General features: G+C 61.5%; 22 protein-coding genes. 19 read left to right on the forward strand and 3 right to left on the reverse strand.

Translation table 11 applies throughout. The features are described from left to right. Positions 1–230 precede the first annotated feature (230 nt). Together ABE483_RS10820 and ABE483_RS10825 are read left to right on the forward strand one after the other, a co-directional pair. Positions 231–689, forward strand: a complete 459-nt coding sequence (locus ABE483_RS10820) for a cyclin-dependent kinase inhibitor 3 family protein (protein ID WP_346481709.1) — start codon at positions 231–233, stop codon at positions 687–689. Positions 690–970: 281 nt separating this feature from the next. Further along, the gene (locus tag ABE483_RS10825) at positions 971–1,333 is read left to right on the forward strand and encodes a hypothetical protein (RefSeq protein ID WP_346481667.1); all 363 of its coding nucleotides are present in this window, start codon (positions 971–973) and stop codon (positions 1,331–1,333) included. A 156-nt stretch (positions 1,334–1,489) separates the two neighbouring features. Here ABE483_RS10825 and ABE483_RS10830 read toward each other — a convergent pair whose 3' ends face one another. After that, complete coding sequence (locus ABE483_RS10830) at positions 1,490–2,413, reverse strand: LysR family transcriptional regulator (RefSeq protein WP_346481668.1); 924 nt, start codon at positions 2,411–2,413, stop codon at positions 1,490–1,492. Positions 2,414–2,419: 6 nt separating this feature from the next. Beyond that, a complete protein-coding gene (locus tag ABE483_RS10835) occupies positions 2,420–3,319 on the reverse strand; it encodes a LysR substrate-binding domain-containing protein (RefSeq protein ID WP_346481669.1) in 900 nt (299 codons plus the stop codon). 185 nt (positions 3,320–3,504) lie between these two features. Between ABE483_RS10835 and ABE483_RS10840 the strand changes: the two genes are divergently transcribed. From ABE483_RS10840 to ABE483_RS10900, 13 genes are all read left to right on the forward strand, one after another. Beyond that, positions 3,505–4,371, forward strand: coding sequence for a pirin family protein (locus ABE483_RS10840; protein WP_346481670.1), 867 nt, complete (start codon positions 3,505–3,507; stop codon positions 4,369–4,371). A gap of 71 nt (positions 4,372–4,442) precedes the next feature. Further along, entirely contained in the window at positions 4,443–5,123 is a 681-nt protein-coding gene (locus ABE483_RS10845; protein ID WP_346481671.1) for a hydrolase, read from the forward strand. 56 nt (positions 5,124–5,179) lie between these two features. After that, the gene (locus tag ABE483_RS10850) at positions 5,180–5,815 is read left to right on the forward strand and encodes an isochorismatase family protein (protein ID WP_346481672.1); all 636 of its coding nucleotides are present in this window, start codon (positions 5,180–5,182) and stop codon (positions 5,813–5,815) included. A 245-nt stretch (positions 5,816–6,060) separates the two neighbouring features. Beyond that, a complete protein-coding gene (locus tag ABE483_RS10855; protein WP_346481673.1) occupies positions 6,061–7,473 on the forward strand; it encodes an alginate export family protein in 1,413 nt (470 codons plus the stop codon). Between the two features lie 57 nt (positions 7,474–7,530). Beyond that, complete coding sequence (locus ABE483_RS10860) at positions 7,531–8,145, forward strand: YceI family protein (protein WP_346481674.1); 615 nt, start codon at positions 7,531–7,533, stop codon at positions 8,143–8,145. A 243-nt stretch (positions 8,146–8,388) separates the two neighbouring features. Further along, positions 8,389–9,873, forward strand: coding sequence for an amidohydrolase (locus ABE483_RS10865; RefSeq protein ID WP_346481675.1), 1,485 nt, complete (start codon positions 8,389–8,391; stop codon positions 9,871–9,873). 172 nt (positions 9,874–10,045) lie between these two features. Continuing rightward, positions 10,046–10,342, forward strand: a complete 297-nt coding sequence (locus ABE483_RS10870) for a putative quinol monooxygenase (protein WP_089241651.1) — start codon at positions 10,046–10,048, stop codon at positions 10,340–10,342. 63 nt (positions 10,343–10,405) lie between these two features. Beyond that, entirely contained in the window at positions 10,406–11,047 is a 642-nt protein-coding gene (locus tag ABE483_RS10875) for a hydrolase (RefSeq protein ID WP_089241649.1), read from the forward strand. A gap of 56 nt (positions 11,048–11,103) precedes the next feature. Beyond that, a complete protein-coding gene (locus tag ABE483_RS10880) occupies positions 11,104–13,293 on the forward strand; it encodes an FUSC family protein (RefSeq protein WP_346481676.1) in 2,190 nt (729 codons plus the stop codon). Continuing rightward, complete coding sequence (locus ABE483_RS10885; protein ID WP_346481677.1) at positions 13,283–13,483, forward strand: DUF1656 domain-containing protein; 201 nt, start codon at positions 13,283–13,285, stop codon at positions 13,481–13,483. The genes ABE483_RS10880 and ABE483_RS10885 overlap by 11 nt, the downstream gene beginning before the upstream one ends. Continuing rightward, positions 13,473–14,495: an HlyD family secretion protein gene (locus ABE483_RS10890; RefSeq protein ID WP_346481678.1), complete on the forward strand. Its 1,023-nt coding sequence runs from the start codon at positions 13,473–13,475 to the stop codon at positions 14,493–14,495. Before ABE483_RS10885 ends, ABE483_RS10890 begins: the two co-directional genes overlap by 11 nt. Further along, the gene (locus ABE483_RS10895; protein ID WP_346481679.1) at positions 14,492–14,890 is read left to right on the forward strand and encodes a DoxX family protein; all 399 of its coding nucleotides are present in this window, start codon (positions 14,492–14,494) and stop codon (positions 14,888–14,890) included. Before ABE483_RS10890 ends, ABE483_RS10895 begins: the two co-directional genes overlap by 4 nt. A gap of 177 nt (positions 14,891–15,067) precedes the next feature. Next, entirely contained in the window at positions 15,068–16,273 is a 1,206-nt protein-coding gene (locus ABE483_RS10900) for a lactate oxidase (RefSeq protein WP_346481680.1), read from the forward strand. Positions 16,274–16,813: 540 nt separating this feature from the next. On the opposite strand, the gene ABE483_RS10905 is transcribed toward ABE483_RS10900, so the two are convergent. Then, on the reverse strand, positions 16,814–18,658 hold the full coding sequence (locus ABE483_RS10905; protein WP_346481681.1) for an alpha/beta fold hydrolase: 1,845 nt from the start codon (positions 18,656–18,658) through the stop codon (positions 16,814–16,816). Positions 18,659–18,948: 290 nt separating this feature from the next. Here ABE483_RS10905 and ABE483_RS10910 point away from each other — a divergent pair, with 290 nt between their 5' ends. From ABE483_RS10910 to ABE483_RS10925, 4 genes are all read left to right on the forward strand, one after another. Continuing rightward, positions 18,949–19,230 (forward strand): HAD family hydrolase, encoded by a 282-nt coding sequence (locus ABE483_RS10910; RefSeq protein WP_346481682.1) that lies wholly within the window; start codon positions 18,949–18,951, stop codon positions 19,228–19,230. Positions 19,231–19,734: 504 nt separating this feature from the next. Then, entirely contained in the window at positions 19,735–20,901 is a 1,167-nt protein-coding gene (locus ABE483_RS10915; protein WP_346481683.1) for an efflux RND transporter periplasmic adaptor subunit, read from the forward strand. After that, positions 20,898–24,074, forward strand: coding sequence for an efflux RND transporter permease subunit (locus ABE483_RS10920; RefSeq protein WP_346481684.1), 3,177 nt, complete (start codon positions 20,898–20,900; stop codon positions 24,072–24,074). The genes ABE483_RS10915 and ABE483_RS10920 overlap by 4 nt, the downstream gene beginning before the upstream one ends. Further along, the gene (locus ABE483_RS10925; RefSeq protein ID WP_346481685.1) at positions 24,071–25,576 is read left to right on the forward strand and encodes an efflux transporter outer membrane subunit; all 1,506 of its coding nucleotides are present in this window, start codon (positions 24,071–24,073) and stop codon (positions 25,574–25,576) included. The genes ABE483_RS10920 and ABE483_RS10925 overlap by 4 nt, the downstream gene beginning before the upstream one ends. The last annotated feature ends 8 nt before the right edge of the window (positions 25,577–25,584 follow it).

Here is a 25,584-nt window from a genome sequence, read left to right on the forward strand (position 1 = left end):
TGCTTCCGGCACTCAGCCAGGTTCTAGCTGCACCACCAGGCTCACGGTTGGACATTCAGTTCGAAAGCGGGCAGCGTTTGCTTCCCGCCCTAAGTGGCAATCGATTTCGGAGAGCGCAGATGAGTAGAACAAGTGTCTCCCACCCACTGCAGATTGCGACCTTGCCTGTCGGGATGAACGGCGGCGGGATCGGTGTCACCTTCGCACCGGGAAAACATCAAGACGTAGCAATGACGGGGGCTTGGGCTCGAGATTTGGAGCTCGATCTAGCGTCGATAGTTAGGTGGGGAGCCCAGCACCTGATCACTTTGATTGAGCCATGGGAGTTCCAAGAGCTGCGAATCTCCTCGTTGGCAGAGCGTGCCCAAGCGCACGGGCTGAAGTGGCACGGCCTGCCGATTACGGATGGCGCGGCCCCAGATGCACGACTACTAGAGCCATGGAAGTCCCTAGGACCCCAGCTCGCAGCCGAACTCTTGTCCGGAAGCAGGATCGTAGTGCACTGCAAGGGAGGCTTGGGTCGGGCGGGGACCGTGGCGTCGATGCTTCTCATTGAAACAGGCTGCGCTTCGGACGGCACCGATGCAATTGCTAAAGTGCGCGCAGTGCGACCTGCTGCGGTGGAGACTCCGGAGCAGGAGGAATTCATCCTGAACTGGCCTGATCGCCGAGCTACACGTGAGAGGTAGCAGCGATGCCATCCGCTTCTGGCCGGAAGCAGACATTTGGACGGCCTGGCGGCTGGCCCGGTGGTAACGTCCGCCTTCGACCCATACCGGCCATTGGTGCTGCCGCCGGGCTTAGCGCTAGCGTTGGGTACGGTTATACGCTGGATTGTTAGCCGGACCCAGTCGCCTTAAGATCGAGCTGTATCAAGGGGAAAGCCCGCAATACGGCACTTTGTGGGTAAGTCGTATAGCCGGACCTCTGGACCCGTCTTTTAGGTGGTTAGGTAGACAGGAGAGTACATATGGACGTTAAAATTATTTCAGTGCACGGACAGGGCGACTTTGATTCAGAGTATGTATTGCTTCAAGTCACCGCTGACTGTGACGTTGGCAAGTATCAGCTATGTGACACCACATATGCCGATGATGACAAGGTTTCAAACAAGCTCAGACATACATACTGGTTTCCGGACAAGGCTGTAAAGAAAGGAGATCTCGTTTCTTTATGGACAAAGAGTGGAAAGAACACGACGGCCAAAAACAATTCCGGAACCACAATCCACCGTTTTTATTGGGGCCTTGGAAAGGCGGTCTGGAACAATGATGGTGATTGCGCCGTCTTGCAACAATTGACGACCTGGCAGCTCTTCAAGGCCAACGGCTGACTGCCTAACAATTCATTCAAGCCGATCTCGCTGTGCGAGTCGGCTTCATTCCGGAGTCGCGACCGTCCGCTCCTGGCCGGAAGCGGCCTTCGCAAGTAGATAGAGTTGACTGCAGGCTTGGCCAGCACGCATCAATTCTCTGAAAGCATTTGAAAACTAGTCCTCTCTAATGGCCTCAAAGCTCGCGCTCAAGTGGTCGATTAGCGCACGTACGGAGGGAAGAAGGCCACGTCTAGAAGGAAAGACCACGTGAATGATCCCATGCTTTGGGATCCAATTCGGCAGGACAGGAACCAAGTCTCCACGCTTTAAATCGTCAGCGAGCATCATCTTCGGCAGCATGACAATGCCGACCCCCGAGAGGGCTGAAGTTCTCAATGTGATCATGTCGTCAGTCACCATTCGCGGGACGTGGTGAACCGAAGCAATAGTGCCGCCAGTCCCGGATAGCTCCCAAATGTGTGAGGAGTCGCGACTGGTTAAGTCAACTGTCGGAGTACGCGCTATGTCGGCTGGAACCTCGGGGATGCCATGCTTCTCGATCAATGACGGACTGGCGGCCAAGCACCACGTACGCTTTGATAGGACCCTTACGACAAGATCGCTGTCCTCCAGCGGCGGTGGACGCACACGAATGGCAAGGTCGATCCCTTCACCGACTACATCGACGCGGCGATTGGTTGCGTCGAGGGAAATTTCCACCTTGGGGTTCTTTACCAGAAAATCAGCGAGCATTGGCCCCACGCTCGAGTGCAGCAAAGCGACAGGGCATGCGATCCGTACGATGCCTCTCGGCTCCGAACGTGTCAGTTCAATAGCCTCCTCTGCAGCAGCGGCCTCCACGAGCATGGCCTTGCAATGCCGGAAGTAGTCTTGGCCCGCTTCGGTTGTGGAGAATCGGCGCGTTGAACGTTGGATAAGGCGGACGCCAAGTCGCTCTTCCAGTAGCGCAATTCGGCGACTCAACTTTGACTTGGGAACGTTAAGTGCTCGACCCGCTTGGGAGAATCCGCCGTATTCGACTACCCATGCAAAGTACAGCAGGTCATTGAGATCTACCGCTCGCCCTGGCATCTTCATCGCTCTTTACTCCTTCGCCGCGAAATTCTCGACCAAGTGATCGACAAATGCTCTTACCGACGGAAGCATGTGCCTTCTGGATGGCAAGATCGCGTGGACAATATGCTCCGGACATTCCCAGTCTTCCAGAACACGACAAAGCGTGCCTGCCTTCAGGTCGGCATCGACCATTGAAATGGGAAGGATCGCCAATCCGGATCCACCGCGTACTGCTGCCAGGATGGTCTCAATGTCATCGCTGCATAGCCTCGGATGGTGGCGAACTCGCGTACTGCTTCCATCGCGCTGGGCAAGCCGCCACTCATGGGGTCCCGGCGTGCTCGTCAACTCGAGCGTAGGGAATAAAGAAATGTCAGCCGGCACAACCGGACGATCATGCTGGTCTAACAAAATGGGGGCCGCCACAAGGATCTGCTCACGCCTTGCGAGTACCCGTTGAACAAGCTCCGAGTCGGCTAGTTGGCCGCTGCTTTCGCGTATTGCAACGTCAAACCCCTCGCTGATGACATCCACCGGCCGGTTATAGGCCTTGAGGTACACACTGACCCGAGGGTAGAGGGCCATGTACTCCGCCACGAGCCTGCTAACTCCTCCCGACAGGAGTTCGGTCGTACTGGTGAGGCGCAGGCTTCCGCAGGGCTCGGTCTGGTTGACCTCAACCAAAGCACGGGCCGCGGCGGCCTCTTCCATCATCGCCTTGCAGCGGCCGAAGAATGCCAGACCCAACTCGGTGATGGAAAAGTGACGTGTCGACCTTTGGATGAGGCGAACCCCCAATTGCTCCTCAAGAAGGGCGACTCGCCGGCTCAGCTTCGATTTAGGAACGCCAATGGCGCGGCCCGCCTGAGCAAATCCCCCGTGCTCAACCACCATGGCGAAATAGAAGAGGTCGTTCAGATCTTGCATCGGCCGTTCCTCTTGGCTTGCGCGTAGATGAGAGCGAACGTCACGTCCAACAGGGACGGGCCCTGAGCGCAGCGTTCTCCCTGTAGGACTCTGAGGGTAAAACTTAGTGACTACCGCGTCCATCGTCTCGGGAATACCTTCTCTCTAGCACAAGAGTCGGGCCACAGCCCGGGACGGAGTTCACGATGAAAGCAGTTGTCGGCGTCTACAGCGCCCCGCGCCCCCATTGGGTCGGCGATGGGTTCCCCGCCCGCTCCCTGTTCTCCTACGGCACCCACGGTAAGCACATGAGCCCCTTCCTGCTACTGGACTATGCGGGCCCGTATCGCTTCGATCCCACCGAGCAGCAGCGCGGCGTTGGCCAGCACCCCCACCGGGGATTTGAGACCGTTACCATCGTTTATGAGGGTGAAGTCGCGCATCGAGACTCCACCGGTGCCGGGGGAACAATCGGTCCAGGTGATGTCCAGTGGATGACGGCCGCCTCCGGAATCCTGCATGAGGAATACCACACCCCTGAATTCGCTCGCCGTGGCGGCACCCTCGATATGGTCCAGTTGTGGGTGAACCTGCCCGCCAAAGACAAGATGAGCCCTCCGGGCTACCAGACGCTTCTGGACAAGAACATCCCGGTCGTTGACCTGCCTGAGAAGGCAGGGCGGGTTCGGGTCATCGCAGGCGAGTTCAGTGGTGCCAAGGGTCCTGCCCAGACGCATTCCCCGATGAATGTCTGGGACGTGCGGGTGCAGCACGGCCATAGCACAAGGCTGCCGGCACCGGAGGGATGGACGCTCGCGCTTGTAGTCCTCAAGGGCAGCGTTCGTGTGAATGGCGTGCAGAACATTGGCGAAGCTCAGATGGTGATGCTCGATCGCTCTGGCGAGGGGGTGTTCGTGGAAGCTGCCAGCGATGCAACGGTTCTGTTGCTCAGCGGTGAACCTATCGACGAGCCGATCGTCGGCTATGGCCCCTTCGTAATGAACACCCAAGAGGAAATCTCCCAAGCGGTCAATGACTTCAACAGCGGTCGCTTCGGTCAAATCACACACTGACGTTCCAACTTGGCGGGCTCCGGTCCGCCACGCCTTTCGGGCCATCGCCCACTTCCCCCAGGAGACTGACCATGACTACACCCGCCAACTTCAACGGTGCGCGCCCGGTGATTGACCCGGATAACGCTGCGATGTTGCTGATCGACCACCAGAGTGGCCTGTTCCAGACCATCGGTGACATGCCATTCACCTCTGTGCGCGCCCACGCCATCGCGCTGGCGAAGATGGCGACCCTGGCAAAGATGCCGGTGATCACTACCGCTTCGGTACCGCAGGGCCCAAACGGCCCGCTGATCCCTGAGATCCACGAAGCTGCACCGCACGCCAAGTACGTGGCGCGAAAGGGCGAAATTAACGCCTGGGACAACCCCGACTTCGTCGCCGCGGTCAAGGCCACTGGTCGTAAGCAGCTGATCATCGCCGGCACCATCACCAGCGTGTGCATGGCCTTCCCGTCGATCGCCGCTGCTGCCGATGGCTATCAGGTGTTCGCTGTCGTTGATGCGTCAGGCACTTACTCGAAGATGGCAGAGGAAATCACTCTGGCTCGCGTGACTCAGGCGGGCGTGGTGCCGATGGACACCGCCGCAGTAGCCTCCGAAATCCAGCGCACCTGGCATCGCGATGATGCCCAGCAGTGGGCCGAGATCTACACCAAGATTTTCCCGAACTACCAGCTGCTGATCGAGAGCTACATGAAAGCGCAGGACGTCGAGAAGAACCACGAAAAGCTGGATTCGCAGCGCGGCTAATGCTTGCCGCAGGCCCCATGGCTCGCCATGGGGTATCCCACGACTCGGAGATGACAATGACAGCGACCAAAGACGACACCCTGCTTACGCCTGAGAATCACGCGCTACTGTTGATCGATCACCAGTACCTTCAGCTACTAGCTTTGCGATCCCATCCCAACGAGGTAGTGGTCAACAACGCAGTGTTCCTTGCCAAAGCGGCCAAGGTATTTAAGGTGCCGACACTGTTCACCACAGCTTTTGCCGAACGGCAGGCTCTGTTCAAGGAACTGCAGGCGGTGCATCCGGACCAGGTACCGATCGATCGCACAGGCCTCAATTCCTGGGACGATCCCCGCGTTGTCCAATGGGTTAAACAAGCCGGTAAGCAGAAGCTGGTCATGGCGGGCCTCTGGACAGAGGTGTGCCTAAGCATGCCCGTCCTCTCGGCACTGGCAGCGGACTACGAGGTCTATTTCGTCACGGATGCTTCTGGTGGCACTGAAGAAGGCCACGAGCGTGGGGTCCAACGCATGATCCAGGCCGGAGCCCGCCCGCTCACCACGATTGCCTACGTCAGCGAACTGCAGCGGGATTGGAGTCGGCCGAGCGCCGAGCCGATTGCAGAGCTCTTCGCTGAGCACGGTGGCGGCTTTGGCCAAGGCTTGCGCTGGGAGTGGCAACTGCTGGGCCTCAAGGAAGGTACACGGTAGTCCTGTCGTTTGCCTACGGCTGCACCAAGTTACATCTGCCGAAGAACTACGAACTCGCCACACAGCGGGATTGAGTGTCAGCCAAAGGCGGCCGCCTCCCTTCCGTCCCCCGCGATAGGTGCCATCATGTGCTGGGCCAATCCATTCCCACATGTGCGAGCATCTCGAGCGGCGGCGCATGCGTTCAAGAGGGTTCTCCGTGTCGCCCTTCCTGAACTGGCCATCAAGCTGGCAATGGGGGGAGCATGAACGGGTCGCCCCCTCCGATTGCATTGACATGTGCGCTTGTCGCGTTTGCCAGCGCTTCGACAGCCCTTGCACAGGAGGCCGGCATCCAGGCCCCTCCGTCCATAGATCCTTGGCGCCACTCAGAAGACTACCGCTACCTCGCAGATCCGGCTGATCGCACGGGTGCCTGGTGGGAGGCGGGAAAGTGGATTCCGCTGAGCGAGTCCTCGGCGCTGACTGTGGGCGCCGAGCTACGGGCACGCTACGAGCACTTTAAGAACAACGAGTTTGGCGACGCGGCGGTTCCAAACGAAGGCTACGAGCTCTACCGCCTGCTGCCCTACGCCGACCTGCATGTGGGCGAGCACGCGCGCGCGTTCGCCCAACTCAACCTGACCACGGCCAACCGCGATGACCGCACGATCGGGCCGGTGGACGACACCGGAGCCGAGGTTCTACAGGGCTTCATCGACTTGTCCTACCCCTCTTCTGAGGCAGGTGCTACCGCGCGTCTGGGTCGCCAGATCATGGCGTACGGCAGCGAGCGCCTGATCTCGGTGCGTTACGGACCAAATGTGCTTCGCTCGTTTGATGGCGGAACGCTGAGCTGGCGAACATCGGATTCGCGCACCGACGTCTTCTTCGTCAGGCCGGTGCGCAATGCGATGGGGTCGTACAACGACCACGCTGATCGCGACCGGCGGCTCTGGGGGATCTACGCCACGTTCCTGGATCCAAGGAAGAGTATGGGTACCGGCTTGGACGTGTACTACCTAGGTCTCTCTGCTGACAACTCTCGCTACAACCAAGGTTCGGGACCGGAAACTCGCAATACCGTAGGAGCGCGCCTGTTCGGCAAGCATTCGGGGTGGAGTTGGGACTTGGAGGGCTTCTACCAGTTCGGCAACTTCGCAGGTGCCCCGGTACGGGCCTGGTCGGTGGCCAGCGATGTCCGGTACACCTTCCGCGACGTCAAGCTGCAACCACGCGTAGGCATGAAGGCCAACATCATCAGCGGTGATCGCGATCCGAACGATCCCGAGCTGCAGACCTTCAACGTGCTGTTCCCGAAGGGCAAATACTTCGGCGAGATCGGCCTGATTGGCCCGACCAATCTCATCAACCTGCACCCGTCGGTGACGCTGGACCTTGGTAACGGCTGGTCACTGGGTACGGCGATGGTCTTCTACTGGCGCGAGAGCACCAAGGACGGCGTGTATGGCGTCTCCGGCAACCTGCTGCGCGCCTCCGGCGACAGTCGCGCCGCGTACATCGGCACGCAAGGTGACGTCGTGCTGGGCTGGGAGGTCTCCCGCCAGCTGAGTTTTGAGGCCGCGTACTCCGTCTTCAAGCCCGGCGATTTCATTCGCGAAACCGGCAATGCAGAAACCGTTCACTTCGTCGGCCTGGAAGCGCTCTGGCGCTACTGACGGGAAAGCGCTGTTTCTCTTGCGAGGCAGCCCCAACCACTTCTTAGGACCCTCCCCATGAACAATCAGGTACTGGCATTCTCCTTCGCCCTTGTCTCGTCACTGGCGGCAGCCACCGCATCGGCCAAGCCGGTCACATACACCATCGATCCGACCCACACCCAGGTGGACTTCCGCTGGAACCATCTTGGGCTGTCCAATCCCGCGGCCAGTGTCGACGCCCTGTCCGGCACTCTGATCTGGGATGGAGAAGACCCTTCCAAGTCGTCGGTCCAGGTATCCATGCCGGTCAACAGCATCCGCACTCGGGTTCCGGTGCTGGACGCCGAATTCCAGAGCGAGAAGTTCTTCAATGCCGCCCAGCATCCGGTGATCACGTTTCGCAGCACCCGTGTCGAGCGTGTCGGGACAAGTGGGGCGTTCCGGATTCAGGGCGATCTGACGGCACATGGCGTCACACGTCCAGTCGTTCTCGATGCAACTTTGAACGGGGAAGCTCAGCATCCCATGTTCAATGCGCCGGCCATTGGCTTTGATGCCACGACAACGATCAAACGCTCTGATTACGGACTATCCGTGGCATTGCCGATGGTCAGCGATGAGGTTGAGGTTCGTATCACAGTAGAGGCCCTTGAAGCTGATGCAGCTAAAAAGGCATCGCCTGCACGCTGATTCGACCAAGGCGCACGGCGTGCCGTGCGCCTATCCATGTTTTGCCAAGTCACGGAGACGGCTGTGCGCCCCTTACCCCTTCTGCTTTCACTCCTGTTCCTTCTGCCGGGTCCCTCCCTTGCCCAGGATGCGGAGATTGTTCTTCGCAATGGCCTGTTGTTGACACAGGATCCGAAGTCGCCACGAGCAACCGCCATTGCCATACAGGGCGGGCGGATTCTCGCGGTCGGCAGTGATAGCAACATGAAACGTCACATCGGTCCGAGCACCAAGGTCATCGACCTGCAGCGGCACACGGTCGTGCCTGGGCTGATCGATACTCACGCCCATGCAATCCGAGGTGGACAAACGTACACGTTTGAGACCTATTGGCATGACGAAGGAAGCTTGGCCGCGGCGTTGGCAAAACTGGGGCGCGACGCGTCGGCCCGCCCTGTTGACCAGTGGGTTGCCGTCGTCGGCTCATGGCATCCCGAGCAGTTCGACGAAGGCCGTGGCCCCACCCGTGCAGACCTGGACCAGGCCGTTCCGGATCACCCTGCATACGTTCAGTACCTGTATGACTATGCGCAGGTAAACAGCGCAGGCGTTGACACGTTGGGCCTGGACTCACCCGACGCGCAGCTGCCACCGGGCATCACCGTGGAGCGCGATGCCAATGGTCAAGCGACAGGCCGCTTGCTCGGTGGTATCGGCCCCTTCAACGCGCTGTTCGCGCGGCTGAGCCAGACAGCCGATCACTATAAGAGCCTCAAGACCTTCTTTGCCGACCTCAATGCGCGCGGCGTGACCGGGTTCATCGACCCGTCCGCTGGCCCGCCCGAGACCTATCAACCACTGTTCCTGTTGCGAGATCGAGGGGAGTTGACCCTCAGGGCCGGCTACCGGATTCCCGCTGTCACCAATGGCGGTGAGGCCGAGTGGTTCCGGCACGTCATGGCCTATCGACCGCCCCGTCACGACGATGGCCAGATCGCGTTCCTAGGCTTGGGCGAGAACCTGGTGACCGCTATGAACGACGGCGTGTTGATGGCGCCGGGGTTCAACCCTTCGGCTGCGGCGCGCGACGAGTTGGCCAAGGTGGCGAGATTCGCTGCGGAGCAACGGATCCCCTTGGAGATCCATGCCTACACCGATGATGCCGCGAGTGCGATCCTCGATGCCTTCGAGGAGGTGGCCCGTGAGCACGATCTGCGGCCTCTGCGCTGGTCGATTGCCCACCTCAACACTGGTTCGGATCGCACACTGCAGCGCATGGCGCGCCTAGGCCTGGCCTACAGCGTGCAGATGGGTCCCTACTTTGAGACGACCGCAATTCACGCGGCCAACTCGGTCGACGTCGCAGCGTCTGCGGCACCCGTCAGTGCCGCCTTGGAACTCGGTATTCCGGTGGCAGGCGGGACCGACTCCACGCGCATCGGCGTGGCCGGGGTGTGGCACGCCATCCAGTACCACATCGATGGCCAGCCTCTGGCTGGTGTGCGCCGGCAAGACGACAACCTGATCAGCCGCGACGCAGCGTTGCGCATGTACACACGCACTGCCGCCTGGCTGTCCTTCGCCGAAGACACCCGCGGTTCGCTGGAACCCGGAAAGCTTGCTGATCTTGCCGTCCTGGATCAGCCCTATCTCACGATGCCGGCCAAAAAGATCCACACGCTCAGGTCGCTAATGACCTTTGTAGGTGGACGTGCGGTTCATGACTCTGGCGCCCTGTCTGTCGAATGACGTCCCGGCAAGTTGCGTTTCGTTAACTGAGTGTCAACACAAGGCAGCATCGTAAGCACAGGCCCCCAACTGTTCACGCAATGAGACGGTCAGGTCATTTTTTGGGGACTACCGCCGGACTTTCCCATGGCTAATGCTGATCTCGAATTGTTCCCAGCCAGACAGGTGTCCCATGAATGAACTCAATGTGCTGATCGTGCTCCGTGCCAAGCCCGGCCGCGAAGAGCATCTGCGCAGCAACCTGGTCGGCCTGGTCGAGCCGTCGCGAGCCGAGGCGGGGAGCCTTCGTTACGACCTCTACCGGGACGCTGACGACAAAGGCCGCTTCGTCTTCATCGAGAGGTGGGCAAGTCCTGAAGACCAGCAGCATCACCACAACCATAGTCCGCATATCCAATCCTTCCATGCCGATGGCGATGCGGACATTGAATCGCGAGAAATCGTCATGGTGCTTGAGCGTTTGGCCTGAGTTTTATCGCCCCACACAGGGCATCCACTGCGGCGCTTTGCCGCCAATCCCCCGGAGAATGACATGTCCAGCGAACCGATCCGTGACCCCAAGAAAGATGACCTTCTGACGCCGCAGAACTCCGCCTTCATCATCATCGACTACCAGCCCGTGCAGGTGAACTCCATCGCCTCGATGGATCGACAGTTGCTGGTCAACAACATTGTCGGCGCATCCAAGGCCGCCGTGGCCTATGGCCTGCCAATCGTGCACTCGACGGTAAATGTGAAGACCGGCCTGAACAAGCCGCCGATTCCGCAGCTGCGTAAGGTGCTGGGCGACTACCCGACCTACGATCGCACCACCATCAACTCGTGGGAAGACATCGAGTTCCGCAAGGCCGTCGAAGAAACCGGCCGCAAGAAGCTGATCATGACCGCGCTTTGGACCGAGGCTTGCCTGACCTTCCCGGCGCTGGACGCCCTGCGCGAAGGCTACGAAGTCTATGTGGTGGTTGATGCGGTTGGTGGTACTTCTGTGGCCGCCCACGAAGCCGCGCTTCGCCGCATCGAGCAGGCTGGTGCCAAGCCGATCAGCGTGGTGCAGCTGTTCTGCGAGCTCCAGCGCGACTGGCAGCGTAAAGAAACCGTTCCGGACTTCATGAAGCTCTTCATCGAGACCGGCGGTACGGCGGGCATCCAGTTCTCCTACGACCAGTCCGAGTAAGTAGTACCCACGGGGGCGGGACATCTATCCCGCCCCCCTCTTCCGAGCTGCGCACTATGTCTGCATCTACTGCGCCACTCACCCCCGCGCCCATTACGACACACCTGGCCACGTGGTGGCAGGAAGACCGGCCACGTCTTCTGCACGCCACGAAGACGTGTCTCGCCTTGGTGCTGGCGCTGTGGGTGTGCATGCGGCTGAATCTGGCACCCCCGCGCACAGCCACCGTTTCGGTGGTCATCCTGATGATGCATCAGCACGTCGGGATGGTGATCGCACGCGGCATCTATCGCGCGATCGGGATGCTGGTAGGGTGCTTGGCAGGACTGGTTCTCATTGCTGCCTTTGCGCAGCAGCCGCTGGTCTTCTTCATCGCCCTGGCGGCCTGGCTCGCTGTTTGCGTGTATGGGGCTGCCTACTACCGTAACTACCAGTCATACGGCTTTGTGCTGACGGGCTATGCGACCGCGATCGTGGCCATTCCAGCCTGGAATGCTCCGTACGCGGTCTTCGACAACGTAGTACATACGGCGAGCGAAGTCGTTATCGGCGTCGCGGCCGCAGCCTTGGTCAGCGCGCTGTTGTTCCCGTTGCACGTTAAGGAAGCACTGTTCGCCTTGGGGCAACGGCACGCCAGCACGTTCATCGGCTTCATCCGCGATTCCCTGCATTGGCAGGTGAATGACGCCCAGCCACGGGCCAGTCGGCTGCACCTGCAGTTGCTGGGTGAGAGAGCGCAGATCGAGCAGCTGCGCAGTGCGGCGATCTTCGAGGATCCTGCGCTCCGGCTCGGTGCGCCGTTGATGGCCAGCCTCAACCACGATTTTCTGGATACTGCCGCCGGCTTCCACATGATGCGGCAGATCCGCGCCAGAGCCGAGCGCGCAAACGCGGCACAGGCCATGGTGGCCATCGACGCGCTATTTGACGAGGTCTACGCGCTGCTCCCGCAGGCTGGTGAGAACGGCCGGATCCCTCTGGATGAGGTACGTGCTCTGGAGCTGCGGCTGGACGCTTTGGTGGCTTCCCTGCCGGCAACCATCGCGCGGCTGCGCGACACGCATGTCAAAGACACGGACACTGAAGACGCCTTTGCAGCGGCGGCGTCGGCGCTGTACTTCGCCGTGGGTGACCTGCGCGCCTACCTGCGCAGTTTTATCGCCATTCGCGATCGGCCAGCGCAGCCGGATCGGGCCAACCCGCCACGCAGGACCCGCATCCTCAGCACGGCCAATGGCATGGCTGCGACCGCGGCCGGGTTGCGCGCGGCCATCAGCGTCTTGTTGGTCGCAGGGTTCTGGGTCGCCTCGGGCTGGTCGGGCGGTGGCAGCGCCGTAATCGCAGCGGCCATCACCAGCGCGTTGTTTGCCGTGCTGCCGTTTCCGTCCAAGGCGAGCAGAAACATCTTCTTGGGGTGCCTGGCAGGTTGGCTGGCGGCATTCGTCTTCGATGCATTCGCGCTGCCCCGCTTGGATGGTTTTACCCAGCTTGCGATGGCCATCGCGCCGGTGGTCTTCCTTGGCAGCTACCTGGGTACGTTCCCGAAGTTGGCTGTCTTTGGTCTCGGCTTCAACATCTACTTTTGCTTCATCAGCAACATCAACAACCCGCATCAGTACGATCCGATGGGCCTGCTTGACACCGGCTTTGCGATGCTGATCGGTATCGGTGTGGCCAGCCTGTCGTTCTCCATACTCGTGCCTTACGCCGGCGCATGGGTCACCGCGCGCTACCTCACCCAGATCCGTGCACTGGTCGCGCGCACGGCGACCCGAGCGCCGGTCAGGCCAACGCTTCTGTTGCATTTTGAGAGCAGCATGCGTGACTTCATCCTGCAGGCGATGGGCCGGCCGGAGGAGGGGCGGATTGGCAGACGGCAGTTGCTTGGCTGGGCCTTCGCATCGATGGAGGTGGGGCGGGCCATCATCCAGATCAGGGAAGCCAGCCAGCAACACGCCGCGCAGCTACCTGCTCAATGGGCTGGCGCACGCCGGAATTGGGCCAGTGCCGTGGCTGAGTTGTTTGAGCACCCCAGCCCTGCCACCCATGAAAAGGCACTCGCTGCGACGCATGCAGCTCTGCAGGCCTTGCCACGGTTGAGTCAGTTCAACGAGGAACCACTGGTGCTGGCCTGGTTCCGCATCCGCGCCCTGCTCCGCTCGGTCGAGCTAACTCTCACCGACGAAGAGTTGCCGATCCATTCCAGCTTCTCGCCACCCACTCAAGGAGGACCTCATGCCCCGTGAAATCGGATTCCTCGGGATGTTGGTCCCCGGCCTGCTGCCGATCCTGCTGGCCTGCGCGGTGCTGTTCGTCGGCCTGGACCTGACGCTGTCTCGCACCGGGCTGTATCGCCACGTCTGGCATCCCTCGCTGTTCCGCGCATCACTATTTCTGGCGCTGTTTTCAGCTGCCGGACTGACCCTTGGTCGATAAAACCAGTGCCTACATTGCCGCTATGACTACTCACTCCTGGATCCGCTTTGCCCTGACGGCCCTTTTGCTGGCCATCGCCCTTTTGCTCGCCCATTGGCTCTGGGAGGACTACATGCATGCGCCGTGGACCCGGGACGGGCGCGTACGTGCCGATGTAGTGCAAGTAGCTGCCGACGTGTCCGGCACCGTGGTCGAAGTGCACGTTCAGGACAACCAGGTCGTGAAGAAGGGGCAGCTTCTGTATGTGATCGACCCGGCGCGCTTCGAAGATGCGCTGGCCAAAGCAGAAGCGGACGTTGCGCAGGCTGCGGCTCAGCGGGGCCTGTCACTTGCCCAGTCCGCAGAACGCGCCTCGGAAAGCAGCATGAAGCAAGCTCAAGCCCGCCGCCGCGCCGCGCTGGGTGAGTTGGTCATCTCGCGTGAGGCAATGGCCGATGCCTCGGCCGCCGCGGACCAAGCCCGCAGCAGCCATACCGCTGCCCGCTCCGGAGTACATGCCGCCGAGGCGGCTTATGAAGCCGCGCTGGCGGCCCGGCAGGTCGCCCAACGCGATCTGGAGCGCTCCCGGGTGACCGCCGCAGTCGATGGCGTGGTTACCAACCTGACCCTGCGCACCGGTGACTACGGCCAAGCTGGCCAATCGCGCATGGCTATCATTGCCAGCGGCTCGTACTGGGTATATGGCTATTTTGAGGAAACCCGTTTGCCCGGCATACGAATTGGTGACACGGCGGACATCCGCCTGATGGCGGGTGGCCGGCACTTGACCGGTCGGGTGGAGAGCATCGCCACCGGTATCGAGGACCGCGACAACGCCGGCGGCGATGGCCAACTGCACAACGTCAACCCGGTCTTTACCTGGATTCGCCTCGCCCAACGCATCCCCGTGCGCATCGCGCTGGATCCGGTACCAAGCGATGTGATGCTGGTGTCCGGCATGACCTGCACGGTCACTCTCACCCCCGCGCCCGCTCCGTCTCGGGGTACTGAAACGGCAGGTAGGATGCAATGAACGATTCCGTGAGCGTCAATGACGCCCTCCTGCTGGTTGGCCGGCTGCTGCTGGTCGTGCTGTTTGTGGGCAGCGGCATCGAGAAGCTGTTTCACTTCAAAGCAGGATTGGCTGAGGTGAATGCCAAGCGCCTGCCGCTACCGGCTCTAGCACTCTCGGCAACCATCGCCCTGCAGCTGATAGCCGGGGCCTGTATTGCAGCCGGCTGCTACGTCGAGTGGGCCGCGATTGCGTTGGCAGGATTCACGCTGGCCACTGCCGTGGTTTTCTACCCGTACTGGTCCGCGCCCCTCGCAGAGAGGGCTGCGCTGAAGAATGGGTTTTTGGAGCACGTCAGCATCATCGGCGGGTGCCTGCTGCTGATCGGAGCCGGGCCTGGGAAGCTGGTGCTGTAGCGAAAGATTCACCTCGTTGCCAATGCTGCCATTGATGCGCGAATCACATTGAAGAGACATCGAATCTCTCTCCGTTGATGCTCGCAGCGAAGTGAAGAGGAGGTGTCAACTCTCTACAGGGCAACACACGGGAAGCACCAATCAGCGGATCCACTCAACTTTATCAGGAGTCCGGAAATGACAACTCGCAGAGAAGTACTTGTTGGCACACTTGCGGCGGCTGCCTCCGCCAGTCTGCTGTCCCACTCACCCAATGCGCTGGCCGCAGGGACCGGTGCCGCAGCCGCTACACCAAGCAATGCGGCGCGCTACCAGGCCGGGACTGCGGAGCGGAAGCTCGACATCATCAACCTCTATGACCTTGAGGAGGATGCCCGCAAGCTCATTCCAAAGCCTCAATTCGGCTATATCAGCAGTGGTTCGGGAGACGAGTGGACGCTCCGCGAGAACGTCAGAGCCTTCGATGATGTTCAGATTCTCCCGCACTACCTTGCTGGGGTTGATCAGCCGGACACCTCGACGACGCTGTTGGGCTCCAAAGTGGACATCCCCATCTTCATTCCACCAATGGCGGCTCATGGACTAGCTCATGTCAACGCCGAAAAAGACACTGCCAAGGGTGCCGCAGATGCGGGCGCATTGTTCACTGCGCAGACCTTGGCGAATGTGTCGTTAGCCGACATCGGTAAGGCAAGCAAAGGCCCCAAGTGGTTCCAGCTCTACTACACCAAAGATCAGGGCGTGAATCGCGAATTGATTCGTCAAGCGAAGGCGATGGGCGCAACCGCCATAGTCTTCACTGTTGACCTCGAATGGGCTGGCAATCGTGAGGCTGATCGGCGAAATGGCTTTGTTTTCCCGTCCGATCTTCCATTTCCAAACGTCCCTGGCGCTCCAAAGGGCGCAACCCTGGCTGAGCTTTTTACTGTATTCAAGCGCAATCTAACTTTCGAAGACTTGGAGTTCATTGCGCGTGAATCCGGTCTTCCTGTCGTCGTGAAGGGGATCCAGTCTGCCGACAATGCTAGAGAAGCAATTGCGCGTGGGGCGGCTGCGATTCAAGTATCCAACCATGGCGGGCGTCAGCTCGATACCGTTCCCGCAGCAATTACGTCCCTGCCGATCGTGGTAGAAGCTGTCCAAGGCAAGGTGCCGGTATATCTTGATGGAGGAATCCGTCGTGGCGTGCACGTTTTTAAGGCTTTGGCCATGGGCGCGGACGCCGTGGCCGTTGGCCGCCCGGTTCTCTATGGGCTAGCGCTCGGTGGCGCTGCAGGTGTCACGTCGGTTCTGGAGACACTCAAGACCGAGCTTCGCTTAGCAATGAAACTCGCGGGGACGGCAAAGATCTCAGATATTTCTCGAAAGTACATAGCATCTTGAGCTAGCCGGCGCTCTAGCGCGCGACTACAGCGACTCCGTGAATGGTGTCGCTGCAGTCGTTCAGAATACGGATTCCTTACTTACGCTGACTAACATTCTTGCTGCCGGCATCGTCAACCGCACGTCAGACATTGGAGGTGCGGAGCATCAAAGTCGGGGATCCCGCCGGGTTGTTGGCACGGCGCCCAGACGGCGGGGCTGTACCCCCAGATTGAAGTCCAGCGATCTATCTACCTTTTAGCCGGCAGTCTGGGCTTCACGGGCGGCAGTTCGGCGTTGTCCAGTGTTCTGGCCCCACTGTCTCGCTGGTCTTTCCTGGATACCGGGTCGGGTTACTACGTCGAGTAGGCCGCGATTGCACTGGCAGGATTCACGCTGGCTACCGCCGTGGCTTTCTACCCGTATTGGTCCGCGTCAGCTGCGGAGGGGGCTGAGCTGAAGAATGGGTTCTTGGAGTACGTCAGCATCATCGGCGAGTGCCTGCTGCTGATCGCAGCCGGGCTTGGGAAGCTGGTGCTGTGAAAGAGCAAGCGGGGCAGATCATGGCCTCGTTGTCGCGGCCTGGCGCAGAATGCGCACCACTTCATCAACCGCCTTGCTGTTCTGATAGACGTAGTGGTCCGAGTCGACGACCAGGGTGGACGCTGCACTTGGCAGCAACGCGCTGTCCAGTGGTACCACGCCATCCCCAGGGGGGTGCTCCCCATGGAGATACCCGGCAATCGTGTGGTAGGAAACGCCGGGATGAGGCATCAGCGACTCCCCCACTCGACGCACAGGCTGTGCCGTCCTCAGCGTCGCTATGCTGTTCAACCGGGACTGCTGGTAGCTCTCGCGGAGCTCTTCGCGTACAGCCATTGGTTGCGCTTTCGCCACCCGGGCGAGCGCCTTCATCTCGGGGACCCGGCGCCCCACCAAGCGATTCATCAATCGACCGAGCCAACCATCAGCTGCAGGGCTTCCATGATGTGGTGCCGCCATGAAAATCACCTGATTGATGCCGGGGTAGTGCGAAAACAGGAATGTCTCCCGAATGACGTCAACATCCGCCGAGGCGCCCTGCAGCTGATCTGGCGGGACATTGAATGCGGCTGACCACAGCGCGCTTCCGCTGTCTGCGCTAAGTAGCTTGGCCAGTACCCCGCCCATGCTATGTCCGATCAGCACGATGCCTTGACGCGCGGCATCGTCCCCCTCTGGATCAAGCGCGTTGAACGCCGTGTCCAGGTACTGCTTCATGCGGCGCCGGGTGACCAGTAGCGGCGCGTTGGTCTGATACACCACATGCCAGACCTGAAAGTGTTGTCGCAGTAAGGGGTCGCCCCAAATTGCGTTTGACGTCCTGGCCCAGATCAGTGGGCTGCTTCCAAGACCGTGGATCATAACGACGGGGCGCCGATTCGGGTCATATTCCTCAAGCAGATAGACACCTGCACGGCTGCCGACCGTCTTCCCACCGAGCAACCCCCAAACGCCTTGCCGACGCAGGGCCGTCGTACCCGCGCCGCGGGCGTAGGGAGCAGATCGATCCACAGACAGCGCGCCCAAGGCAGGAGGGACGGAGGTGCGGTCTGGATTGGCAACGACCAACCTCGGCATCTCACCGTCCACACCTGGCTCAATCCACGCGGTCGCCGAGCGAAAGATACCTTCCGAAGGCAGTAATGAGCAGGCTGGACGGTTATCGCATCGTGGTGAATGTGCCACGAGCGGAACACCGAATCCAGTGCTCGAATGGCGCTGGCCACCATAGATTTTCATTGGCACGTCTGCCGCGCGAACTAGCTCCAACTCTGGCTGTAGGTCAGGCGACAGATCACGGAGTTGCACCCACATCGCTACGCCGCCGATACGCCGCGGACCTTCTCTCCAACCATGCACACCCTCCCGCAGTGCAGCTTGCAGGAGTTGGTCGGTGCAACGGGTAGCAAGAGACCTGGCGTGCAGCCGATCCTCATCCCCAAGGAGGATCGCCTCGTATGCCATCCCCGCGCAGGTCGCCCAACCGCGATTCGCGTCTGCACCATGTGGCATGCGTTGTGCTCTGATAGCGGCCTTCTGCGCGGTGAGCATTTGGTTGTCGCATGTATCCGCTGCAGGGCAGAGGGGCACTACCTGTAGGTGAACGGCACGCTCGGTTCCGGAGGTGGTCGCGCAGCCAGCAAGTAGACCAGCAAAGACCAACAGCCAGTTGGATCTAGCAGCAAATACAGTCCACCCAAGCGCGTTCATCACTCTCTCCAGCTGAGGAATTTCAGCCCAAAATACAAAAATCAAATTCCCAGTCCTGAAGCGTCGATGTGTACTCCGATCTGCGTACTTTTGAAACAAGGTGAATACGCGGCATTGTTTGGAAGCTCCAACGCAGCCTTCGACCAGGACCATGAACTTTGCAGTTGGCCAACGAGGGGAAGGCCACCTTCCACTTTCGACCGACTGCGGACACCTGTTGAGAGGGGAATGAGAACTGAATGTAGGGGTCAGTAATAGCCAGGTGACTCAGCTAACGAATGGCTGCATGAGCGGTTGACCAAAGCCCTTACGAGACCCCAGTTTTATTGACGGAAGTTATCACGATGCGAAAGTACCGCCCAAGCCTGTTAGCAAGAGCTCCCTAGCGCCGGGCACCCGCCATTCGGAGTGGCTTCTCTGCCAGTGGAATTACCGCGGCCGCCTTGATCGATGAACAGCAGGTCGTGGTGCCGGGTCTGCTGGCGGTGCGCGATGAGCCGCGTGCTGATAGACGTCATGTTGTTGCGGATCTGAAGGCGATGGGCGTGCGTTCGATCATGCTCACCGGCGACGACCGTCGCACCGCGGACGCCATTGCGGCCGGCCTTGGGTTGGGGTGCGAGTCCACGCTCCTTCCACAGCACAAGCTTCGACTGGTCAACCAGACGAAGCTATCGTCCCGCGTTGCAATGGTGGGAGCGGAATCAACGATACGCAGGCGCTAGCGGCGGCTGATGTAGGGATAGCGATGGGTGGCGGCACGGATGTCGCCCTAGAAGCCGCAGATGCCGCTCTGCTCAAAAGCCGGGTGATTGATGTGCCCCACTTGGCCTCGTTGTCGCGGGCGACCATGGCGAACATCCACCAGAACATGACGCTCGCACTGGGGCTAAAGGGGCTGGTTCAGGTTCCCAGGGGCATGGGCATCACTGACCAGTGGGGGGCCGTGCTGGTCGACACCGGAGCGACCAGGCTAGTGACATTGAACGCGCTCAGGCAGCTTCGCCTCAAAGGCTCTAGCCCGGCACCGTTGTCCAACAGCGGTAGCGCTTAGCCCCCAAGAAGCTGGCACTAGGCCCCTGCGCCCGGCGTGGCCGGCACGTCCGCGCAGACGGCCCTCCACACAAGAACTGCTTGACCTTCCAAGCGTGACATGCCGGACAACTGTCGCCGGAGCCGCTTCGGTTCAGCACACCAGAAATCCGACCGTAGTCGCGAAAGGCATAACGATGACAATCACGCGCACCACCTTGATGACAGTGGCGATTGGCGCCGCACTCGCTCTTGCTGGATGTAAGGAGGCCGCGCCTGGTGCTGGCTCTTCCCAGCCGCCCGGCGTGCCTGTAGCCGAGGTTATCGTTCGACCCGTTACGCCCTTCGCCGAGTTCACCGGCTCGCTGACTGCAGTCAAGCAGGTCGAGCTGCGGCCGCGGGTTGCTGGCTACATCCAGCAGGTCACGGTTCCGGAGGGCACCTTCGTGGAGAAGGGAAAGGCGCTCTTCCACATCGATCCGCGCCCCTTCCAGGCGGCACGTGACGCCGCCGCCGCGCGGCTGCGCGACGCAGAAGCGGCCTCCGCGTTGGCCCAGGCCGATCATGCACGCGCCGAACAGTTGTTCGCCCAGAAGATCGTGGCACGCAACCGACTAGACTCCGCCACGGCCGCGCTGGATTCAGGCAAAGCCCAGGTTGATGCGGCCAAGGCTGCCCTGGACGCTGCGCAGCTGGACCTCAGCTTTACGCGTGTCACCTCGCCAATCAGCGGCCGGGTGGGGCAGGTCCTGATCACCGAAGGCAACTATGTTGCCAGCGGGGTCACCCCGCTTACCACGATTGTTTCGCTCAACCCGCTTCACGTCTATTTTGACGTGGACGAGCGCACCTATCTGCGCTCATTGGCCGCGGGCCGGTCGCAGGACGCCGCTGCAGGCCCCGCAGCCGCCAAGGTCGCGGTGGCGCTGGTCACCGACAAGGACTACAGCCGCGAGGGGCGACTCGATTTCCTCTCCAACGCAGCCGATCGTGGGACGGGGACGGTGCGGGTGCGCGCGGTGATCGACAACCCCGATGGCCAGCTCACCCCCGGCCTGTTCGCCAAGGTAAGACTGGACGCGGGCCCGTCGAAAGACCGGGTGCTGGTGTCGGACCAGTCGATCAGCACCGATCAGGGTCACCGCTATGTGCTGGTAGTGGGAAAGGGTGATACGACCGAGTACCGGCCGGTGGAACTGGGACCGGTGGTGGATGGGCTGAGGGTCATCGAGCAGGGACTGCAACGCGGCGATCGCATCGTCGTTAAGGGGCTGGTGCGCCCTGGCATGAAGGTGACGCCGCAGGTCAGTGCCATTGACGGTACACCGCTGAAGGCGCCCGCGAAGAAAGGAGCGGCGCAGTGAATTTCCCGCGCTTCTTCATTGACCGGCCGATCTTCGCCATCGTGCTGTCGGTGCTGATGGTGATCGCCGGCATCGTCGCGTTCTTCCAGTTGCCGCTGAGCGAGTATCCGGCGGTGACGCCGCCTACCGTCCAGGTCACGGCGTCCTATCCGGGCGCCAACCCAAAGGTGATCGCCGAGACGGTGGCAGCACCCTTGGAGCAGGCCATCACCGGTGTCGAAGGCATGATGTACATGTCTTCGCAGTCCGCGACCGATGGCCGGATGATCCTTACCGTCACCTTTGCCGATGGGACCAATCCGGACATGGCACAGGTCCAGGTGCAGAACCGGGTGTCGCGTGCGTTGCCGCGCCTGCCTGCGGAAGTGCAGAGGCAGGGCGTGGTGACCCAGAAGACGTCTCCCGACATTCTGATGGTGGTCCACCTGCTGTCGCCGGACAAGCGGTACGACCCGCTCTACATCTCTAACTATGCCTATCTGCAGGTGCGCGACGAGCTGTCCCGGATTCCCGGCATCAGCGATGTACTGGTCTGGGGAGCGGGCGAGTACAGCATGCGGCTCTGGCTGGATCCCAGCCTCATCGCCGCCCGTGGCTTGACCGCAGGCGATGTCATTGCCGCGGTGCGCGAGCAGAATGTTCAAGTCGCCGCCGGTTCGGTCGGGCAGGCGCCTGATTCCACCGCCGCCTTCCAAGTGACCGTGAACACGCTGGGCCGCCTGACCGACGAAGAACAGTTCGGCGACATCATCATCCGTACCGGCGATGACGGCCAGGTCACCCGCTTGCGCGACGTGGCACGGATCGAGATGGGCGCTGATGCCTATGCACTGCGCAGCCTGCTCGATGGTGAGCCGGCGGTGGCCCTGCAGATCATCCAGAGCCCGGGCGCGAATGCACTCGATGTATCGGCTGCCGTGCGCGATACCATGGGCAGGCTCGAGAAGAGCTTCCCGGAAGGCCTGTCGTCGCGCATCGCGTATGACCCGACGGTCTTCGTGAGGGCCTCGCTGGAATCGGTCGCGACCACGCTGCTGGAAGCGATCATCCTGGTCGTCATCGTGGTGGTGCTGTTCCTGCGCAACTGGCGCGCATCGTTGATCCCGTTGCTGGCCGTCCCGGTGTCCCTGATCGGCACCTTTGCCGTCATGCACCTGATGGGGTTCTCTCTCAATACCTTGTCCCTGTTCGGCCTGGTGCTGTCCATCGGCATCGTCGTCGACGATGCGATCGTGGTGGTGGAGAACGTCGAGCGGCATATCGAGGACGGAGAGGAGCCGCTGGAGGCCGCGCGGCGTGCCATGCGCGAGGTGACCGGACCGATCATCGCGATCACCTCGGTGCTGGCTGCGGTATTCATTCCCACGGCGTTCCTGACCGGCCTGCAGGGCGAGTTCTATCGGCAGTTCGCCCTGACGATCGCGATCTCCACGATTCTGTCCGCGGTCAACTCGCTCACGCTCAGCCCGGCGCTGGCCGGGATGCTGCTGCGACCGCGCACGATCACACCCCCACGCGATCCGCGCAGTCTGCGTGGCCGTGCCGGGCGGGTGTTCGAGCGGCTCAGCCGTCCCTTCGAGCGTGCACCGGATGCCTATGGCAATGGCGTGCGCAAACTCGTGCGGGTCAGTGGGGTGGCGCTGTTTGTTTACGGTGGTTTGCTCGCGCTGACCTTGTTCGGCTTCAAGGTGGTGCCGCCGGGGTTTGTGCCGATGCAGGACAAGTATTACCTGGTGGGCATCGCCCAGTTGCCTAACTCGGCCTCGTTGGATCGCACCGACGACGTCGTCAAGCAGATGTCGAAGCTCGCGCTTGCCGAGCCGGGCGTCGAGAGCGTGGTCGCCTTCCCGGGGCTGTCCATCAATGGTTTCGTCAACGTTCCCAACGCAGCGGTCATGTTCGTCATGCTCGATCCGTTCAAGGACCGTACGTCGCCTGATCTCGCGGCGACGGCGATCGCAGGGCGTCTGCAGGCGAAGTTCGCCGGCATCCAGGATGGCTTCCTTGGTGTGTTCCCGCCGCCGCCCGTCCCCGGGCTGGGCGCCACGGGCGGCTTCAAGATGCAGGTCGAGGATCGCGGTGGGGTGGGGCTGGACACCCTGGTCCAGCAGACCCAGATCCTGATGATGAAAGCCACCGAATCCGGCCAGGTCGCCGGGCTGATGACCAGCCTGGATGTCAACGCGCCGCAGCTTGACGTGGTGATCGACCGGACCAAGGCCAAGAGCCAGGGCGTGCCCTTGGCGGATGTCTTCGAGTCACTGCAGGTCTACCTGGGCTCGCTGTACATCAACGACTTCAACCGCTTCGGTCGCACCTACAAGGTCACTGCGCAGGGCGACGCGGAACATCGCATGCAGGCCGAGGCGATTGGTCAGCTGCAGGTCCGCAATGCCGCCGGGCAGATGCTGCCGCTGTCGTCATTCGTGACGGTTACCCCGAGCTCCGGTCCGGACCGTGTCATCCACTACAACGGTTATCCCTCCGCCGACATCTCCGGCGGCGCGCCACCCGGGATCAGCTCGGGGCAGGTCGTGGCGGTGATGGAACGCCTGGCCAAGGAGGTGCTGCCCGAGGGCGTGAGCTTTGAGTGGACCGAGCTGACCTACCAGCAGAAGCTGGCCGGCGACGCGGCGCTGTACATCTTCCCGCTGTGTGTGCTGCTCGCCTACCTTATCCTCGCCGCGCAGTACAACAGCTGGTTGCTGCCGTTGTCGGTGCTGCTGATCGTGCCCATGTGTCTGCTCAGCGCGATCGGCGGGGTCTGGCTGATGGGGGGCGATAACAACGTGTTCGTGCAGATCGGCCTGATCGTCCTGGTGGGGCTGGCGGCCAAGAACGCGATTCTGATCGTCGAGTTCGCCCGGACACTCGAGGCAGAGGGATGGACCACCGTGGATGCGGTGGTGGAAGCGTGTCGACTGCGGCTGCGTCCCATTGTGATGACGTCGCTGGCCTTCATCGCCGGTGTCGTGCCGCTGGTACTGGCGACCGGTGCGGGCGCCGAGATGCGCCAGGCGATGGGCGTCGCGGTCTTTGCCGGCATGTTAGGGGTAACCGTGTTCGGCCTGTTCCTGACGCCGGTGTTCTATGTAGTGATCCGCCGCATTTCGTCCCGCTTCGAGAGGCGCAAGCGCGGCGCCATCCATCCTGCACAGGAGAGTGCGTCGTGAACGATCGTCGCCGCAGGATGTTCATGCTTCCTCTTGCCGCATGCGTGATGCTGTCCGCCTGCGCGTCGGTCGGCCCGGACTTCTCCCCGCCCTCACCGCCGCCGTTGCCATCTGCGGCGTTCCCAGCCGACTTCGGCGCGAGGTCTGTCGGGCTGGTACCTGGCACGGTGGACACTGAGTGGTGGCGGTCCTTCGACGACCCGGCGCTGACCTCGCTGATTCAACGCGCATGGGCCGCAAACCACGATATCGGGCTCGCCGCTGCGCGCCTGGATGAGTCGAGGGCCATGCTGCGTGAGAGCCGCCAGGGTTTCCTGCCGCAGGGCAGCGCGGAGGTGGGCCATGAAAATCGCCGACGTAGTGAAGTGGAAACCCCGCTGGGCCAGTCTCGTCGGAGCGAAACCTATCGGGGCGCAATTGATGCATCATGGGAGATTGACCTGTTTGGCCGTGTCCGTCGCTCGGCTGAAGCGGCCCAGGCCGAAGCCGGTTCCCGCGAAGCACTGCTTAGAGGTGTGCAGGCGAGCGTGGCGGCCGCCGTGGCCGCCACCTGGTTTGAACTGAACGGGTTGGACGCTGAGCTCAGCGTAATGGCCGACATCACGCAGAGTCAGCGGGAGAGCCTGCACTTGGTCGAGGACCTAGTGGAAGCCGGCTCCGCGAACGCGTTGGACCGCCTGCGCGCAGAAGCGGCACTGCGCGCCGTTGAAGTGGTGGCGCCCGAGTTGGAGCACCGCCGCAATGTGGCCTTCAACGCGCTCGCAATCCTGTTGGGTGAGACACCGCAGACATTCGTCACGCCGGCATCGTCAATCGCACGTCAGACATTGGAGGTGCGGAGCATCACAGTCGGGGATCCCGCCGCACTGTTGGCACGGCGCCCGGACATCGAGGCAGCAGAGCTGAGCCTGGCCGCGGCCACTGCTCACATCGGGATCGAGACCGCGGGGCTGTATCCTCAGATTGAAGTCCAGGGATCTATTGGCTTTGTGGCCGGCAGTCTGGGCTCCACGGGCGGCAGCTCGGCGTTGTCCAGCGTTCTGGCCCCACTGTTTCGCTGGTCTTTCCTGGATACCGGGCGGGTTCGCGCCAGAATCGCGGCGAGTGAGGCTCGCGCCCGCGAGGCATTGATCCGGTACGACCAGACCGTGCTGCGTGCACTGGAAGAGACTGACAACGCGTTCGGTGCCTTCAGCACGGCAGGCACCGCCCTACAGCTTCGCTACCAGGAAGCGTCTACCACCCAGCAGGCCGCAGACCTTGCACGAGCGCAGTTCTCGCATGGGGAGGGCATCTATCTGGATGTTCTCGATGCAGAGCGGGCAGACTTTGCCAGCCGACGTGCCTTGGTCGTGGCCCGCACCAATCAACGGCTGGCCATCGTCAGCATCTACAAAGCGCTAGGTGGCGGCTGGGTGACCTGTACGCGGGCAGACGTCGACTGCGCTGGCGCCAGCGGTGACTCCGAGGGGCGAATCATCGGGTTCGTTCCGGCGCCTTGACCTCCTCA

Source organism: Stenotrophomonas sp. TWI602 (assembly GCF_039674045.1).
Lineage (GTDB): Bacteria > Pseudomonadota > Gammaproteobacteria > Xanthomonadales > Xanthomonadaceae > Stenotrophomonas.